The organism is Lacrimispora xylanisolvens, from assembly GCF_002934545.1.
GTDB classification, from domain to species: Bacteria; Bacillota; Clostridia; order Lachnospirales; family Lachnospiraceae; genus Lacrimispora; species Lacrimispora xylanisolvens.
Map to the genome: position 1 here is coordinate 67,294 of NZ_PTJA01000015.1, position 15,981 is coordinate 83,274.

At 41.5% G+C, this 15,981-nt stretch carries 15 protein-coding genes and 1 pseudogene; 4 read left to right on the forward strand and 12 right to left on the reverse strand.

Annotated features, from left to right (window positions below; translation table 11 throughout):
* Positions 1-30: 30 nt before the first annotated feature.
* The 5 genes from prmC to BXY41_RS22485 form a co-directional block, all read right to left on the reverse strand.
* Complete coding sequence (prmC, locus tag BXY41_RS22465; RefSeq protein ID WP_104439126.1) at positions 31-900, reverse strand: peptide chain release factor N(5)-glutamine methyltransferase; 870 nt, start codon at positions 898-900, stop codon at positions 31-33.
* Positions 897-1,841, reverse strand: a complete 945-nt coding sequence (locus BXY41_RS22470) for a DUF1385 domain-containing protein (protein ID WP_104439127.1) — start codon at positions 1,839-1,841, stop codon at positions 897-899. The genes prmC and BXY41_RS22470 overlap by 4 nt, the downstream gene beginning before the upstream one ends.
* A 106-nt stretch (positions 1,842-1,947) precedes the next feature.
* Positions 1,948-2,154, reverse strand: a complete 207-nt coding sequence (gene rpmE, locus BXY41_RS22475; RefSeq protein ID WP_104439128.1) for a 50S ribosomal protein L31 — start codon at positions 2,152-2,154, stop codon at positions 1,948-1,950.
* 134 nt (positions 2,155-2,288) lie between these two features.
* A complete protein-coding gene (gene rho, locus BXY41_RS22480) occupies positions 2,289-3,986 on the reverse strand; it encodes a transcription termination factor Rho (protein WP_104439129.1) in 1,698 nt (565 codons plus the stop codon).
* A 164-nt stretch (positions 3,987-4,150) separates the two neighbouring features.
* Complete coding sequence (locus tag BXY41_RS22485; protein ID WP_104439130.1) at positions 4,151-5,470, reverse strand: replication-associated recombination protein A; 1,320 nt, start codon at positions 5,468-5,470, stop codon at positions 4,151-4,153.
* A gap of 206 nt (positions 5,471-5,676) precedes the next feature.
* Here BXY41_RS22485 and BXY41_RS22490 point away from each other — a divergent pair, with 206 nt between their 5' ends.
* Complete coding sequence (locus BXY41_RS22490) at positions 5,677-6,795, forward strand: glycoside hydrolase family 5 protein (RefSeq protein WP_170072543.1); 1,119 nt, start codon at positions 5,677-5,679, stop codon at positions 6,793-6,795.
* An 87-nt stretch (positions 6,796-6,882) separates the two neighbouring features.
* On the opposite strand, the gene BXY41_RS22495 is transcribed toward BXY41_RS22490, so the two are convergent.
* From BXY41_RS22495 to BXY41_RS22510, 3 genes and pseudogenes are all read right to left on the reverse strand, one after another.
* Positions 6,883-7,242 carry a heavy-metal-associated domain-containing protein gene (locus BXY41_RS22495; protein WP_104439132.1) on the reverse strand — a complete coding sequence of 120 codons (360 nt, stop codon included), beginning with the start codon at positions 7,240-7,242 and terminating at the stop codon, positions 6,883-6,885.
* Between the two features lie 119 nt (positions 7,243-7,361).
* Positions 7,362-7,553: pseudogene (locus tag BXY41_RS27520) on the reverse strand (polysaccharide deacetylase family protein); the annotation flags it as partial.
* 415 nt (positions 7,554-7,968) lie between these two features.
* On the reverse strand, positions 7,969-8,730 hold the full coding sequence (locus tag BXY41_RS22510) for an MBL fold metallo-hydrolase (protein WP_104439134.1): 762 nt from the start codon (positions 8,728-8,730) through the stop codon (positions 7,969-7,971).
* A gap of 213 nt (positions 8,731-8,943) precedes the next feature.
* Between BXY41_RS22510 and BXY41_RS22515 the strand changes: the two genes are divergently transcribed.
* The 3 genes from BXY41_RS22515 to BXY41_RS22525 all read left to right on the forward strand — a co-directional run bounded on the left by BXY41_RS22515 (position 8,944) and on the right by BXY41_RS22525 (position 11,831).
* Complete coding sequence (locus BXY41_RS22515; RefSeq protein ID WP_104439135.1) at positions 8,944-9,276, forward strand: PadR family transcriptional regulator; 333 nt, start codon at positions 8,944-8,946, stop codon at positions 9,274-9,276.
* Positions 9,260-10,792, forward strand: coding sequence for a permease prefix domain 1-containing protein (locus BXY41_RS22520; RefSeq protein ID WP_242980324.1), 1,533 nt, complete (start codon positions 9,260-9,262; stop codon positions 10,790-10,792). Before BXY41_RS22515 ends, BXY41_RS22520 begins: the two co-directional genes overlap by 17 nt.
* A 127-nt stretch (positions 10,793-10,919) precedes the next feature.
* On the forward strand, positions 10,920-11,831 hold the full coding sequence (locus tag BXY41_RS22525; protein ID WP_104439137.1) for a hypothetical protein: 912 nt from the start codon (positions 10,920-10,922) through the stop codon (positions 11,829-11,831).
* Between the two features lie 52 nt (positions 11,832-11,883).
* On the opposite strand, the gene BXY41_RS22530 is transcribed toward BXY41_RS22525, so the two are convergent.
* The 4 genes from BXY41_RS22530 to BXY41_RS22545 all read right to left on the reverse strand — a co-directional run bounded on the left by BXY41_RS22530 (position 11,884) and on the right by BXY41_RS22545 (position 15,980).
* A complete protein-coding gene (locus BXY41_RS22530; RefSeq protein ID WP_104439138.1) occupies positions 11,884-12,378 on the reverse strand; it encodes a pyridoxamine 5'-phosphate oxidase family protein in 495 nt (164 codons plus the stop codon).
* A 43-nt stretch (positions 12,379-12,421) separates the two neighbouring features.
* Entirely contained in the window at positions 12,422-13,393 is a 972-nt protein-coding gene (pta, locus tag BXY41_RS22535; RefSeq protein WP_104439139.1) for a phosphate acetyltransferase, read from the reverse strand.
* 186 nt (positions 13,394-13,579) lie between these two features.
* A complete protein-coding gene (locus BXY41_RS22540) occupies positions 13,580-15,301 on the reverse strand; it encodes a methyl-accepting chemotaxis protein (RefSeq protein ID WP_104439140.1) in 1,722 nt (573 codons plus the stop codon).
* A 187-nt stretch (positions 15,302-15,488) separates the two neighbouring features.
* On the reverse strand, positions 15,489-15,980 hold the full coding sequence (locus tag BXY41_RS22545) for a YcxB family protein (RefSeq protein WP_104439141.1): 492 nt from the start codon (positions 15,978-15,980) through the stop codon (positions 15,489-15,491).
* Position 15,981 lies beyond the last annotated feature (1 nt).

Here is a 15,981-nt window from a genome sequence, read left to right on the forward strand (position 1 = left end):
CCAAAATCTCACCAAAAGGGTCTGTGCCCATTATTTTTCTATACTTCCACTCACTACGCGGTCCAGCCCCGCTGCATCGCACCATGACCGGATGTTGACAAAACCTGCTTCCCGAAGCAATGCGCTGACTGCATCTTTTTGATCATAACCGATTTCCAGATAAAGCGCACCACCAGGATTTAAGTAATTCCGGCCTTCTGCTGCCAGCTTTCTGTAAAAATAAAGGCCGTCCTCTTTCCCGTCAAGAGCCAGAAACGGCTCATGATCACGAACCTCCGGCTGCAGCTGGCTGATTACACCGGTGGGAATGTAGGGTGGATTGGACACAATCACATCAAATGCTTCATCTGACCCAATGGCATCAAATAAATCGCTTAACAGGAATGTAATGTTCTCTTTCCCTAAAATTGCTTCCCCGTTTCTCTTTGCTACCTTTAACGCTTCATCAGAAATATCTGCTGCTACAACCGATTCAAACCCGCCAAGCCTGGCAAGGCTGATAGCGATACACCCGCTTCCGGTGCACAGATCAAGCACCCTGGGATTCCTGCCCTTATAATCCTTTAAAATCTGTTCCACCAGAGTTTCTGTATCCTGTCTGGGAATGAGAACATGCTCATTGACAAAAAAGTCCAGCCCCATAAATTCCCTGCTCCCGGTTATCTGCTGAAGTGGAATTCTCTTTTCACGAAGAGCAAGCATTTGGTAAAAATCCTGGATTGATTCTCCCGATTTCTCTGTTTCATTCATAGTCCTGTACCGGTCAATCAGAAAATGAGTCAGATCTGTATGGAAAGCTTCAAGCAGTAAATATCTGGCATCAATCTCAGCTTCCTGTATTCCTGCTTTCATAAGCCGGCCTGTTCCTTCTTCCAATAGCTGATTTAACGTTACGCTCATGACTGATTCTCCGTAAAATTCTTTTTAAGAAATTCTCTCCAGTCAAATACTGCTTCAACAGAAGCAATCCCTACCTCGATCATGGAATCATCTGGTTCACTGGTAGTCAGCCCCTGCATCCACATGCCCGGTCTGCTTAAAATATCCACCAGCTTTGAATCACTGCGGCCTGCGATCCGCAGAAGCTCATAGGATACCCCTGCGATTACCGGAATGAGAATAATACGGCTTAAAATCCGAAGGGGCAGAGTCTTTACCTGAATTACCATAAAGAATAAAATACTGATAATCATAACAATTAAAAGAAAACTGGTTCCGCAGCGCTTATGTTCCTTGGAACTGTTCCTTACATTTTCCACATTCAGTTCCAGTCCGTGTTCCAGACAGTTAATACATTTATGTTCGGCCCCATGGTACATGAAGGTACGTCTGATATCTTCCATACGGGATACCAGCTTGATATAAGCGATAAAAATACCAATCCGGATCACACCTTCTAAAATAGCCATGATAGTCTGTGACTTAATAAAATGGCGAAATATATTCGCCAGAAACAGGGGCAGCACCATGAATATGCAGATTGCCATAATCACGGAAAATACCATCACCATGCTCATAAGCGCTTTTTCCATCTTTTCACCAAAGACCCGCTCCAACAGCTTCTCGAATTTAGAGGGCTCTAAATCTTCCTCATCGTCTTCAAAGAAACTGGCAGAAAAAGTAAGCGATCTCATCCCCAGTATCATGGAGTCGGCAAAGCTGAAAATACCTCTGAAAAATGGAAGAGAAAACAGCTTTACTTTTTCTCCCATACTAATATACGTATCTTTTTTTACTTCAATGGTTCCGTCCGGCTTTCGGACTGCTGTGGCATACTCATCCCTGTTTTTCATCATAACGCCTTCAATCACGGCCTGACCGCCGATTCCTGAATACTTCATACGCCAACCACCTCTCTGTAGGAAAATAGGTGCAACAAAATTCTAATTTCAAAAAAGGTTGAGCTAAAGTGTTTCCACTAAACTCAACCTTTTCTTTGCTCCAAACTTATTCAGCCTTAACGCCATATTTACGATTGAATTTATCAATACGTCCACGAGCGGAAGCAGCTTTCTGCTGACCGGTGTAGAATGAATGGCATTTAGAACAAACTTCTACGTGGATGTCTTCCTTTGTAGAACCAGTTACGAATTCATTACCACAGTTGCAAACAACCTTTGCCTGGTAGTAATTTGGATGGATTCCTTCTTTCATGATTTTCACCTCGCATACTCAGATTTCTATTAAATCGCGGTTTGTAAACCGACTTTGTCTAATAAACAGCTTGTACAGTATATCATATAAAATTTCTTAATGCAAGCATTTATTTATATAAAAGATAGCAGCTTTTAGAAAAACCGCATCTTTTTTGACATATCTACGAATTCCCGGTTGTTCTTTGTTTTTGCAAACAGGTCCAGAATCTTTTCTACTGCATCTTCTGGCTTTAATGTATTGGTCGCCTTACGTATAATATCAACAGCCTCTGCCTCTTCTCTGGTAAGCAGCAGATCGTCCCTTCTGGTTCCGGACTTTAAGATATCAATGGCAGGGAAGATTCTCTTCTCGGACAGCTTTCTGTCAAGAACCAGTTCCATGTTACCTGTACCTTTAAATTCCTCATAAATGACGTCGTCCATACGGCTTCCCGTATCAACAAGTGCTGTGGCAAGTACGGTAAGACTTCCGCCCTCCCTCATGTTTCTTGCTGCACCGAAAAAGCGTTTGGGCATATGAAGTGCTGCCGGATCAAGACCGCCGGAAAGAGTCCTTCCACTTGGTGCAACCGTTAAGTTATATGCTCTTGCAAGGCGGGTTATGCTGTCTAACAGTATCACCACGTCTCTTCCATGTTCTACAAGGCGTTTGGCTCTCTCAATTACCATCTCTGACACCCGTTTGTGACGGTCAGGAAGTTCGTCAAACGTGGAATAAAGAACCTCTACATTATTTCCTACAATAGACTCCTTGATATCGGTAACCTCTTCCGGGCGCTCATCAATGAGAAGTATCATAAGATGAATCTCAGGGTGATTGAGTGTGATTGCCTTGGCCACCTGCTTTAATAACGTGGTCTTACCTGCTTTTGGCGGAGATACAATCATACCTCGCTGTCCCTTACCAATAGGAGCTAATAAATCCACCACTCTCATGGCAGTGGTACTCTTTCCTCCATCCGTCTCCATATGAAGACGTTTATCCGGAAATATGGGGGTCATATTCTCAAAATTCGGACGGCGCTCTGCCATACTGGTGGGATATCCGTTAATTTTCTTCACATATAAGAGCGCTGCAAACTTTTCTGCAGCAGTCTTTACTCTGCGGCTTCCATGTATAATATCTCCGGTCTTCATGTTAAAGCGGCGGATCTGTGATGGCGCCACATAAACATCGTTCTCACCCGGAAGATAATTCTCGCACCGGATAAATCCAAATCCGTCCGGCATGACTTCCAGAATTCCATGTGCATCAATACCGCTGTCAAGCTCCTGAAGCTCAGGGCTCGGCTGAAAATCCACCTTGGGTTCTTCCGTCACATATTCCGGCCTTGACTCCGTTCTGACAGGGTTTTCACTTCTGACAGGATTTTCACTCCTGACAGGTGCTTCGCTCCTGACAGACATGTCATTTCTTACCATTCCTTCATTTCTTCCGGAATTCTCATATCGGTTATTGTTTTCAGAACCTGCTGCCCCGGCAGGACGGTATGGTCTCTGCTGTGTATCCTGACGATAAGTGCGGACAACAGTTTTCTTTATATTATTCTGAACCGGCGTATTCGGCTGCTCGCCAGCGGTCTGGGGCTGGGAAACGGGCGGTTTGCTCACTTCTTTCTCTGCCTGTTCGGTTACATGCTCTTTGGCGGGTTCCCTGCTTTCTGCCGCAACACTCCCTGCTACAACTGCAGAATCAGAAGCTTCTCCTTCCTTTTCACAGAGTATATTTATAATATCGGGCTTTCTCATGGAACTGTAGCCCTTTATCCCCTGGGCTTTGGCAAGCTCCTTTAACTCCGCTAACGGCAATGTCTGTAATTTTTCACGCATATTAATCTCCTTCATGATTCCTAATACCAGTTGTTTCGTAATCTTGGGAATGATTTACGATAGAATATCGTAAACAGACGACCGGAATTTACTTCCGATCCTAATCATGTTGAATCAGGTCGTACGATATGCCTATTATATACCTTTATATATAAAAAGAAAAGTTATTTTTTTAGAAAGCTTAAGTGTTCCCCGATTTTTTTCTCATAACCGTTTTCCGTAGGCCGGTAAAATTCCGTTCCAACCAGTCCATCCGGCAGATATTGCTGATCCACATAGTGATTTTCGTAATCATGAGCATAGAGATATCCCTGTCCGTGACCAAGCTTTGCTGAGCCTTTATAATGGGAGTCCTGTAAATGCACCGGTATGGGCATGGTCTTTTGATTTTGCACTGCTTCCCTGGCTTCAAATACTGCCACACATGCCGCATTACTTTTGGGTGCAGACGCCACATAGGTAACTGCCTGGGATAAAATAATCTGGGCCTCAGGAAGTCCGATCCGTTCCACAGCCTGTGCAGCCGCCACCGCCACCACAAGAGCCTGGGGATCTGCATTTCCCACGTCCTCTGACGCACAGATCATGATTCTTCTGGCAATAAATTTAATATCTTCTCCTGCGTAAAGCATTCTTGCAAGATAATAAACAGCGGCATCAGGGTCTGTTCCCCTCATACTCTTAATAAATGCAGATATGGTATCGTAATGGTTATCTCCGTCTTTATCATACCGGACGGCACGTTTCTGAATGCATTCCTGAGCTACTTCCATGTCAATATGGATTTTCCCATCCTGGGAGTTTCGTTCAGTGGTCATAATACCAAGTTCCACTGCATTCAGGGCTGCTCTGGCATCGCCGTTTGCCACATCTGCCAGAAAATCTTCCGCATCCGGCTCAATCACGGCATTATAAGCGCCCATTCCCTTCTCTTTATCATAAACAGCCCGGTGGATCAGGGTCTTTATATCTTCTTTTTCCAATGTTTTCAGTTCAAATACCCGGGAACGGGAAAGAAGCGCACCATTCACCTCAAAATATGGGTTCTCCGTAGTTGCGCCGATTAATATTAATGTTCCGTCCTCTACAAATGGCAGAAGATAATCCTGCTGCCCCTTATTAAACCTGTGAATCTCATCTACAAAAAGAATGGTTTTCTTACCGTACATGCCAAGAGAATCCTTGGCTTCTTTTACAATTTCTTCCATATCTTTTTTTCCGGCCACAGTTGCATTCAGCTGTTTAAAATCCGCACTGGTTGTATTGGCAATGACTCTGGCAAGAGTGGTTTTTCCAGTTCCCGGCGGTCCGTAAAATATCACCGATCCAAGCTTATCCGCTTTAATGGCCCGGTAAAGAAGTTTATCTTTTCCAATAATATGCTGCTGACCCACCACTTCTTCCAGGGTGGATGGGCGAAGCCTGGAAGCAAGAGGGGATTCTTTTTCCATCGTATTTTTTCTCATATAATCAAATAAATCCATTTCCTATTCCTCCATACGTTGTGCCGTATTCAGTCAGATAAACAGGGCTTATTCTGATCTCTTACCCTTTATTATGGGCAGTATGGTGCCTTTTGTCAAGAACATTTGTTCTCTATGTATTTATTGCATTCAATTTCATTTTAAACGAATATAAAATGTGTTACTCTCCTATTGTAGTAAAAAAATATTTATTTATAGGAGGGTATATGAGTACAAAAAACAGTAAATCAACAAGTATTATGTCTGAAGAGACAGGTCTTATGAATGAGACCACCCCACAAAAAGCAAGCGGTCCTTCTTCCATCCGTAACATCTCTTCCAGGGATCTGGTCAGAGAAATCCGTATCGGCTGGAATTTAGGAAACACTCTGGATGCAACAGACGGTTACGGCCTTTCTTCCGAAACGTCCTGGGGCAATCCTAAAACAAATAAAGCCATGATTGATAAAATCAAGGCAGGAGGCTTTAATACCTTAAGAGTTCCAACTACCTGGGAAAAGCACCTTGGACCTGCGCCAAATTACACCATTGATCCTGCATGGCTTAACAGGGTTGTGGAGGTTGTGGATTATGGCATCCAAAACAATTTGTTTGTTATTTTAAACCTTCATCATGAGGAATGGCATTTTCCGTCCTACGCAAATGAAGCTGCTGCCACCAGGATTCTTACGAAGGTCTGGGCACAGATTGGGGAAAGATTTAAAAATTATGATGAGCATCTGATCTTTGAAGGTCTCAATGAACCACGGCAGAAAGGTACGGCGGACGAATGGAACGGCGGAAATAGAGAAGGTCAGGAAGTCGTCAACCGTTTCAATGCAGCCTTTATAAGAACCATTCGTAGTTGTGGAGGCAACAACCCATTCAGACATCTGATGATACCACCTTATGCGGCTACTTCTTCCACAAATGCCTGGGATAACTTTGTTATACCAAACGATAACAAGATCATTATCTCTATACACGCTTATACTCCTTATGACTTTGCCCTGAACATATCCGGAACTCCGCAGTGGCGCCCTGATAACCAGGCAGATACCGGAGCCATTACCTATCTGATGGACAGTATTGAACGCTATTTCATTTCCAAAGGATATCCGGTTATCATTGGAGAGTTTGGTGCGATGAATAAAAATAATTTAAAACAGCGTGCCGATTGGGCATATTACTATGTAAAATCAGCCAGAGCGAAAGGGATCCCCTGCATCTGGTGGGATAATGGTGCCGTAAGTGGTGACGGGGAGCTTTTTGGTCTGCTGGACAGAAATAATTGCAGCTTTTATTACCCTGATATTGTAAATGCCATGATGAAAGGGATTCAATAAATCAGACTGATCAAAAGAGCGATTGCTCCATAGGTGATTTATCACTTATGGAACAATCGCTCTTCTCCTGTTTCAAAATGGTTCTGATTAAACGAACCGGCCTGGAATATAACCAGCCTTTTTTACAATATCTCTCATCTCTTCGTCTGTTAATCTTTCTTTCATATAAACTACAACCTGTTTTCTTTCTAAATCTGCTGCGGCATAGAACCCATCAAGACTGTTAAATGCATTCTCTACCTTTTTTCTGCAGTTGGCACAGGTCATTCCATCTACCTGAAGAGTCGCAGAGTAAGGATAATTGGCTTTATTCGTGTCTGCAGCTTTCACTTTCTTTACTACTTCACTGCTGCTGCCGCAACAGCCCTGTTTTGTCCTTTTAATGGAACTTTTCAATCCGAAATAACAGATCACGATTAAAACCGCACAAATGACAGCTGTTGACATGGTAACTCCTCCTTTGTTATGGTATGGACATTTCTGTTCTAAGTATATTATATAACGAAAACACCGCCATGGAAGAGGTTTTAATGATACTATTTTTCATTATCCATGATAAAGCATGATTAATCAATTGATAATTCATCCGCTGTGACAAAGGTATAACCCTGTTTGGTTAATACATCAATTGCCTCCAGCGCAGCTTCTACTGAGGTTGGGAACACATCGTGAAGCAGAATGATATCCCCCGGTTCCACATGTTTTACGATGTGACGGACAATCTTTTTCGTATTCTGGGTTTTCCAGTCCAGTGTATCCTCATTGGATTTACCTGGAAAATCGATTTATTCTGCCTCCACCCATTTTCCATATCTGAGTATCAGCCTGTTTAATTGTCCGATTATCCAGCTGAATAAAACAAAAATAACAAGCCAGGGTAAAATTGTACTTCCTAAAAAACGGATATCAACCGATTCCGTTGCCTTATAGGCGAGGAACACGCTGAAAAAATCTATTAAAACATAAAGAAGTTTCCAGGGAAAACTCAGCTTGATCCTGCACCCGCATTTATCACAAGGCAGATTACGAAAAAAAGGTTGTGGCATTCTGAATGAATAGCCAACAATATACTGATGTTTGCATGATGTAGTTTCTTTTTTCAAGATTGTATTACCTCATTATTTATTATTTTTATAATTCATTACTAATTTGTAATATTTGTACCAGATCATATTAAAGCCACACAGCCCAATCGCCATAATCAAAGGTGCCACTGCCATGATAAAGCCTTCCCTCCGCTTTCAGCTGAGAAAATGCATCTCTCATACGGTTTACTATTTCCGGCTGAATATCCAGGCTATGATGCGCTGGAAAAATCTTTTTCACTGGCAGTGCTGCTATTTTTTCAAGTGATGCCAGATATGCCTGTGGGTCGGTGGAGGGATAATAAGCAAACAGCGTGTCCTTATAAACCAGATCACCTGTAAATAAATATCCCCGTTCCGCTTCCCAAAAGCAAATATGCCCCGGAGAATGTCCCGGTGTATGTAACACAGTAATCTTCCGTCCGCCCAGATCGATGGTATCACCATCTTTCAATACCCGTGTTGGCACACCCTGAAAGAACTGGTAGGTATTTACCTGATACCCTTTTGGTAAATCACACCGGTCAGTGACCATATCCCGAATTGTCTCCATTGATAGTGGAAATCCGCCAGTCAGCCAGTCAAGTTCCGCCTCATGGGCATAAAAATCCGGATAGTACTGGTGCCCGCCAATATGATCCCAGTGGATATGTGTTGCCACTGCAGTGATCTGTTTGTCTGTCAGTTTCTTTATTTCTTCTGAAATATTACAGATACCAAGTCCGGTATCAATGAGCAAACACCGTTCGTTTCCTTCAAGCAAATAGCAGTGGGTTTCCTCCCAATGGCGGTATTCACTGACAATGTGTGTATCTGCATCAATTTGTTCCAGTGTAAACCATTTCTCCATTACAATTACTCCTTTATGCTTTTTCCCTTATAAAGTTCCGGATTTTCATCCTTTAAATTAGTTATAAGTAGAATACCACCATATTTACATGCTATCAATCTTTAATTCTCAATACTCTTGACATACCTTTGTATTCTAGGTATAGTATTAATATACTTAGATAGTCTATGTATAAAATCACCAACAGGCACAAAAAAGAAAGGAGACCATTCTATGGATAAACGGTATATGGCCCTGGGAACCTCCATGCTGGTTCTGAAACTTTTAAATAATCAAAGCATGTACGGATATCAGATCATACGTGAACTGGAGCAACAGAGCCGTGATGTCTTTAAACTGCAGGAAGGCACACTTTATCCAATCCTGCACACTCTGGAGCAGCAGGGGGCCGTCACCAGTTATCAGCAAACGGCAGACAATGGGCGGATACGCAAATATTACGCAATTACCACTCACGGTCAGAAATTACTGGACGAGAAATTGAAAGAGTGGGAGGTCTATCAGACAGCCATCAACCAGGTAATTGGAGGTGTTCTGTTTGAATAAAAAAACTCCAGAATCACCAGTATCACAATTTTTAAATGAAGTAACAGACCAGATTTCCTATGAACCGCTGCGCCCTTCCATACGCCAGGAGCTGGAAGATCATATGAATGACCGTATGGAGGATTACAAAGCAAATGGAGTATCCCATTCTGACGCAGAGGCGCAGGCGCTTCGCGACATGGGAGATGCGGTAACGATTGGTACGGAGCTGAATGAAGCCCACAAGATACAAAAGGCCCCACAGCTTACTTTGATTAGCGCTCTTCTTTTACTTACAGGCTTTATTTTTACCAGCTTTATGTCATGGAGGCCACTTTATATGGCAAGCAGGTGTCTCTACTACATTGCTGGTGCCACGCTACTTGTGTTCACCGTGCTGAAAGGATATCCTTTCCTGATCAGAAAGAGAAAATCAATAGCATTGTTAACAGGCTTTCTTTATCTGGTTCAAATACTGCTTTTTATTATGACGCTTGTTAAGAAAACCCGACATGGAATACCCAGCACTGCCTATTTCGCCACAATACTGTTTGTCCCTGTGATTACAGTTCTTTTATATTGCTCCCGCCATAATAAAAAGAAATTCCTGACAATAGCAGTGTTGTGTACCACTGTATGGATGTTTTTCATGTATACAGCCCACTCATTTCTTGGGGATACTGCAGAGATTATTTTTCTTCTGAGCACCCTGGGAACCGTTTGGTTTATGATTCACCGCGGTATACTTACCGGCCCCAAAAAATATCTTTATCCGGTCTCACTGGCATTTATGGTATTTATTGGAAGTCCACTTTTTCTTTCAGAATCTGGCAGATATAACATGGATACATTTCTATCTCCCCAATCCTCTGTTAACAGCACCTGGGATGATTCTTACAATGGTGTTCTCATACAGGAACTGCTTTCAAAAACGCCTCTTACTCACGGTCTGAAACTAACACCAGAGGAACTGATGGAATATGGGACAGGGGCATGGTATTTTACCTCCCGTAATCCAGGTAACATCGGCATTGATGCAACTGGCATTAACACACCGGAACAGCAGGCGGAATTTGATAAAAAGGTGGAATCACTCCGACAGCAGAACTATTTACCCAGGTATATTTATTACCAGGTGGAGGATGTGACTCTCTGGGATATCCTGCCTCAGCACTACTATAATAATTATATGATAGCTGTATTTATCTTTCTCTTTGGCTGGATTCCAGGGCTGGTGCTAATCGGGGCAATCGTACTTTTTTATCTGCTGCTTTTTACGTATTCCTTGCGAATCAATGGAAAATTGGCGTCCGCATTGGCTTTTAGCTGCAGCCAGTGCCTCCTGTGGCAGGGAGTATTATACCTCTTGGGAAACTTCGGGCATCAATATGCCTCTTTCCCCAATCTGCCTCTTATTTCAGAAGGACAGTTAAGTATCCTTTGTAATACGATTCTTCTTGGTCTGATATTTTCGGCTTACCGGCATGACCATGTAATGGAAGAACCCGTAAATTATAAACCAATTACCTCTGGCTGAGACCATATAGCCAGTATCCAATCATATGAGAAAGCCTCAAAACCGGGCATAACATTAATAAATCCTTCCTTTGAGCCGAAATAAGATATAGTGATAAAATTATAAATGACTAAAGAGGAAAATGACTATGAAAAAAAACAGGATATTATTATTTTCGCTTGTAATTGCTTTGGGGCTTCCCTTAACCGTATCTGCTAAAATTGAGCATGGTATCAGTAAAGGACATCTTAAACTTCAAACTGACGGTACCTACAAATTGTATCAGACTTATCGCAAAGAAGACGGTAACATGGCGAAAAATGAATGGCTACAGGTTGGAGATGATAATAGCTCCGTGGGTGTATCTTATTTTCAGTATTATGGCAATGATGAGAATATTTTATCTAACACCACTACTCCTGACGGATACTTAGTAAATTATGATGGTTCCTGGTACAAAAACTGTCCGTCCGCCGCAATTACGGAAACAGAAGGCAGCCGAATTGAACACAATAGTGCAGTTTTTTTTCCATTTTCTTATGATGGAAGTGTTATGAAAAACGATTATTTAGGATTTACAATGAATTATGATGAAACAGATTATCAAAAAGGTATTGAATTGGGTATGAGAAATTACACATGCTCAAGCAGCTATGCGGTATGCTGGATTTCCTTACCAGATGGTTCCAAAGCAGATGTAATAATTTATCCATTTGATCTGAGTACAGATGACGCCATCAAAGCCAATATCGAAAATGATAACACGAATAGTTGGGCAAATATTACGAATGACGAAAAGGTAATAGGAGGCCAACTATTTAAAGGGTATCGTTTATATTCGAAAGAAACCTACTATGATGATGAGGTGAATAAACCAAATTTATCCTCTTCTCTGATAGCGCAATCCATTACAAAGATTACCAATCCAGTAGTTACTTCGAAAGTATACAGACCAATACCTGGTGGAGCAAGCCTGGGTATCGAATTTACCATAAAATCTCCAGAAGCAGAAGCCCAGCTTATGAATTGGCTTAATTCACGCACAACCATAACAAAGTAAAATATGCCCGGAATTCCCCGCTTTGGGGTAATTTCCGGGCATGCTTATTCACCTATTCTTTACTCTTTGCTTTCTTTAATCCAGCAGCTTCTTTCCCGCTCATATGTTCAATTTCAAGTTCAATCATACAGACACCCATCAGTCCCTTATCCACTGCCTGAGAACGCTGTGTTTCTTCAATATCAGGAGAGTATCTTGCAGTTAAAATCTCAAGCGCTCTTTTTTTCTCCTCTCCCTCCATAATGCGTGCTTTCCCAAATGCTATGACACTGCGGAAATAGGAAGTGTACTCTTCCTGCACAATCTCATCCTGATCAATAACACAAAAAGAGACTTTTTCATTCCTCATGATTCCATCTAATTTATGACCTGTCTTGGCTCCATGAAAATAAATTTTATTATTATGGTAAATATAACTTAAGGGAACTGCATAAGGGTAATCATCATCACCTGACACAGCAAGCACGCCTGAAGTTGCCCGGTTTAAGACCTGAATGCATTCCTCTGATGACAGTACCTGATTTTTACGCCGCATTTCTCTAAACATGTAAAACTCCTTTCACGATAACCGTTTAATCTCTGTTTGTAAGTTATATAAGAGCTGCCGTAATAATGGACATTTTATAAACTTCGTCTGCATTACAGCCTCTGGAAAGATCATTGATCGGCGCATTTAATCCCTGCAGGATTGGTCCGAACGCTTCAAAACCACCTAAACGCTGTGCAATTTTATAACCAATATTACCGGCATTGATATCCGGGAAAATAAAGACGTTGGCTTTTCCAGCAACTGCGGATCCCGGAGCTTTTGTCTTTGCTACAACAGGAGAAAATGCCGCATCAAACTGCAGTTCTCCATCTGCCGGAAAATCCACATTCATTTCTTTTAATTTCTCAGCTGCCTTCCTTACCTTATCGACCGATTCTCCCTTTCCGGAGCCCAGTGTGCTGTAGGATAGAAGTGCAACTTTCGGATCAATGGAAAACCGCCTGGCTGTCCGGGCTGTTTCACAAGCAATCTCTGCCAGTTCTTCCTCATTAGGATCCAGGTTAATCGCACAGTCTCCCATGGCATACATTTCATTTACTTCCTTGGTTTCCCTGTATAGAATAAAACAGCTGGAAACGATTTTGCTGCCAGGTCTGGTTTTAATCAGCTGAAGAGCCGGTCTCACTGTATCTGCGGTGGAATAAGTAGCTCCTCCCAAAAGGCAGTCGGCTTTTCCCATTTGAACCAGCATGGTTCCAAAATAGTTGGCCTTTTTCAGGGCTTCCCGGCAAGCCGTCTCGTCCATCTTGCCTTTTCTTAATTCTGCCATTTTTGATACCATTTCATCCAATTCCTTATAATTTAGAGGATCGATTATCTCAATTTCATCCACCGGCCAGTTGCATGCAGTGGCAGCATTCTGAATCTCAATTGGATTTCCCAAAAGTATAGGAGTGAGTATTCCTTCGTGATGCAGACGATTGGCTGCTTCTAATATTCTTGGATCAGTACCCTCCGTAAAAACAATCCGCCTTTTTTGCATTTTCAGTGCTGCAATCATTGGTTCAAACATAATTCCTACCTCCGTGTCTTATTTTTATGCAGTTTTTCCATATTTCCATTTTATATTACGTTTATCATTAAAAACATTATAGCTTAAGCAATTAAATATAACAACAGAACCTATGTCTAAAAATCAATACAGCCCGGACCATAATGTAAAAGTCCGGGCTTTTATTACTTTTTTCTATTTAAGGTATCATGCATCCGCCAGCTTAAACCTGCCCACCGCGCTGTATAACAGAGCCGCCTGTCCTGACAGTTCCTCACTAGAAGCGGCGCTTTCCTCTGCGGTTGCAGCATTGGTCTGTACAACGGATGAGATCTGTTCTATTCCCTGGTTGATCTGTGAAATAGAAATGGCCTGTTCCGAGGATGCCTCTTTAATTTTCAGTATAATCTCATTAATTTGTGACGCTTTTAAGGAAACCCGTTCCAGAGCAGCTGCCGTGTTTTCTGCCAGTTTAGAACCGTCCGATACAGCTTTTATAGAATCTTCAATAAGAGAAGAGGTCTGCTGTGCTGCTGTGGCTGATTTGGTAGCCAGATTCCGGACCTCATCTGCAACCACTGCAAAGCCTTTTCCTGCCGAGCCTGCTCTGGCTGCTTCCACAGCAGCATTTAAAGCAAGAATATTGGTCTGGAATGCAATATCATTAATGACTGCAATAATCTTATTGATTTCTCCGGAGGAATTACCAATGTCTTCCATAGACCCCAGCATCTGCTTCATGGAAGCATTGCTTTCCTTAATATCCATAACTGTTTCTCCGATATAATCGGCGGCCTCTGCTACACTGGCAGCATTCTTATGTACCAACTGGGATACATCTGCTATGGAAGCAGATAATTCTTCTACAGAACTTGCCTGCTCCGTTGTACTTTGAGCCAGTGACTGCGCTGTATCAGAAATCTGTCTGGAGCTGGAATCAACATGTCTGGAGGAATCAGCAATCGTAGTCAGAGTTTTATTAAGTGAAGAGGAAATGCGAAGCAGGGAACTTTTAATGGAAGAAAATCTGCCTGTGTATTCCTGGCTCAGCGTAATTCTCATATCCCCTCCTGCCATAATATCCAGAACCTGCGTAATCTCATTAATATAGGAATTATATTCATTCAACTGCCGGAGTGTCTGTCCGGTTGCATCACACAGCTGCCCCAGCTCATCTTTGGTAATCCTACTCTCGTCTAATTCAAGAGACAATTCCCCCTGGGCAATTCGCTTACTGATTCCAGTAATGTACTGGATATTTGTTTTTAGATAGCGGATTGTTTGAATTGAAAAAAGAGCAATAATAAAAATTACCGCTGCTATGGCAGCAACCGATGTCTGTATACTATGAGTTACACTGCTTTCAATTTCAGCTGAACGGGTTTTGGCATAATCCTCAAGCAGCTCTGTCATCAGATTAATATTTTCCCTTGCTTTAGCAAAGCTGGACTGGGACAGTTCCATATCTCCGGTTCCGTTTTTTACATCATATGCATTCAGCCATGTTTGAAAATCTGACTGAAATGCTGTATTTAACTGCTCCAAGGTAACGTTTGCTGTGGAATGGGGAAATTTCCGGTAAAGTGTTTCATTTGATTTTACATTATCAAGTGCGGAGGTAACACGATCCTGAACCTGTTTGATATTTTCTTCATAATCAGCAATCAGTTTGTTTTTGTCTTCCTCTGTTAATTTATTCATGTTTAAATACAACTCTTTCTGAGCAATGGCCGCCTGATAAAAATCACGGTCTGCATTTAAAATTTCAGCGGTACTGACAAAAACTTCATCGTATAAAGCCGTTTTTGAATCTTCCATAATCTGGTTCGATCGATAGATAAAAAACACCAGCAAAAATATGAGTGCGAAGATCGCGGGAAAAATAATCAGCCATAATTTGTTTGCCACTTTTAGATTTTTAATGTTCATAGCTTTTACCTCCACAATATTAGTCAGCTGGTACTTCTTCAGCTCTTGTGGATAATATCGACAAAAATGTGGGGCTTATAAGTGTTTAATTCTTAATATTTACCATATTTTCGATTATTAATTAACAATTACCATTTTTATTTATAAATATTTCAATTATTAAACGTTGTAACAACAGTGTCTTTGGTCAAGCCATTTTCGCTCCGATAAACTCCTTAAATGTATTAAAATCACCTATTGTGAAACCAGCCGGATCTAAGATGATTCCACTGCTTTTTGCAAACATTAAGACATAGGAATGTTTTAGTTCATGTATTTTAAGAATCTGATTATATTCTATTGTCAATGAAAAGGTACCCTGGTTAATTTTTATATTATCTCCAAACTGTATTACTGCTTCATAATCTTTTCCATTAAGCAACCGCTTATTGTTTTCTTTCAGTTGTCTTATGGTTAAAGGGGGTGTAATCAGAATTGTAAAAGTAATAATAAACAGACAGACTCCAAAAACTGCAGCGAATATGAAATCCTTCTTCATCATTGTAATTCCTGTCATGATAAACGCAATGGGAATAAATACTGCTCCCATGATATAAATTCTTTTACACAATACCTTATGTACATATTCTGATAACATTTTATCATGCGTATGGTATCTGTTTTCAAATAGAATATTCATT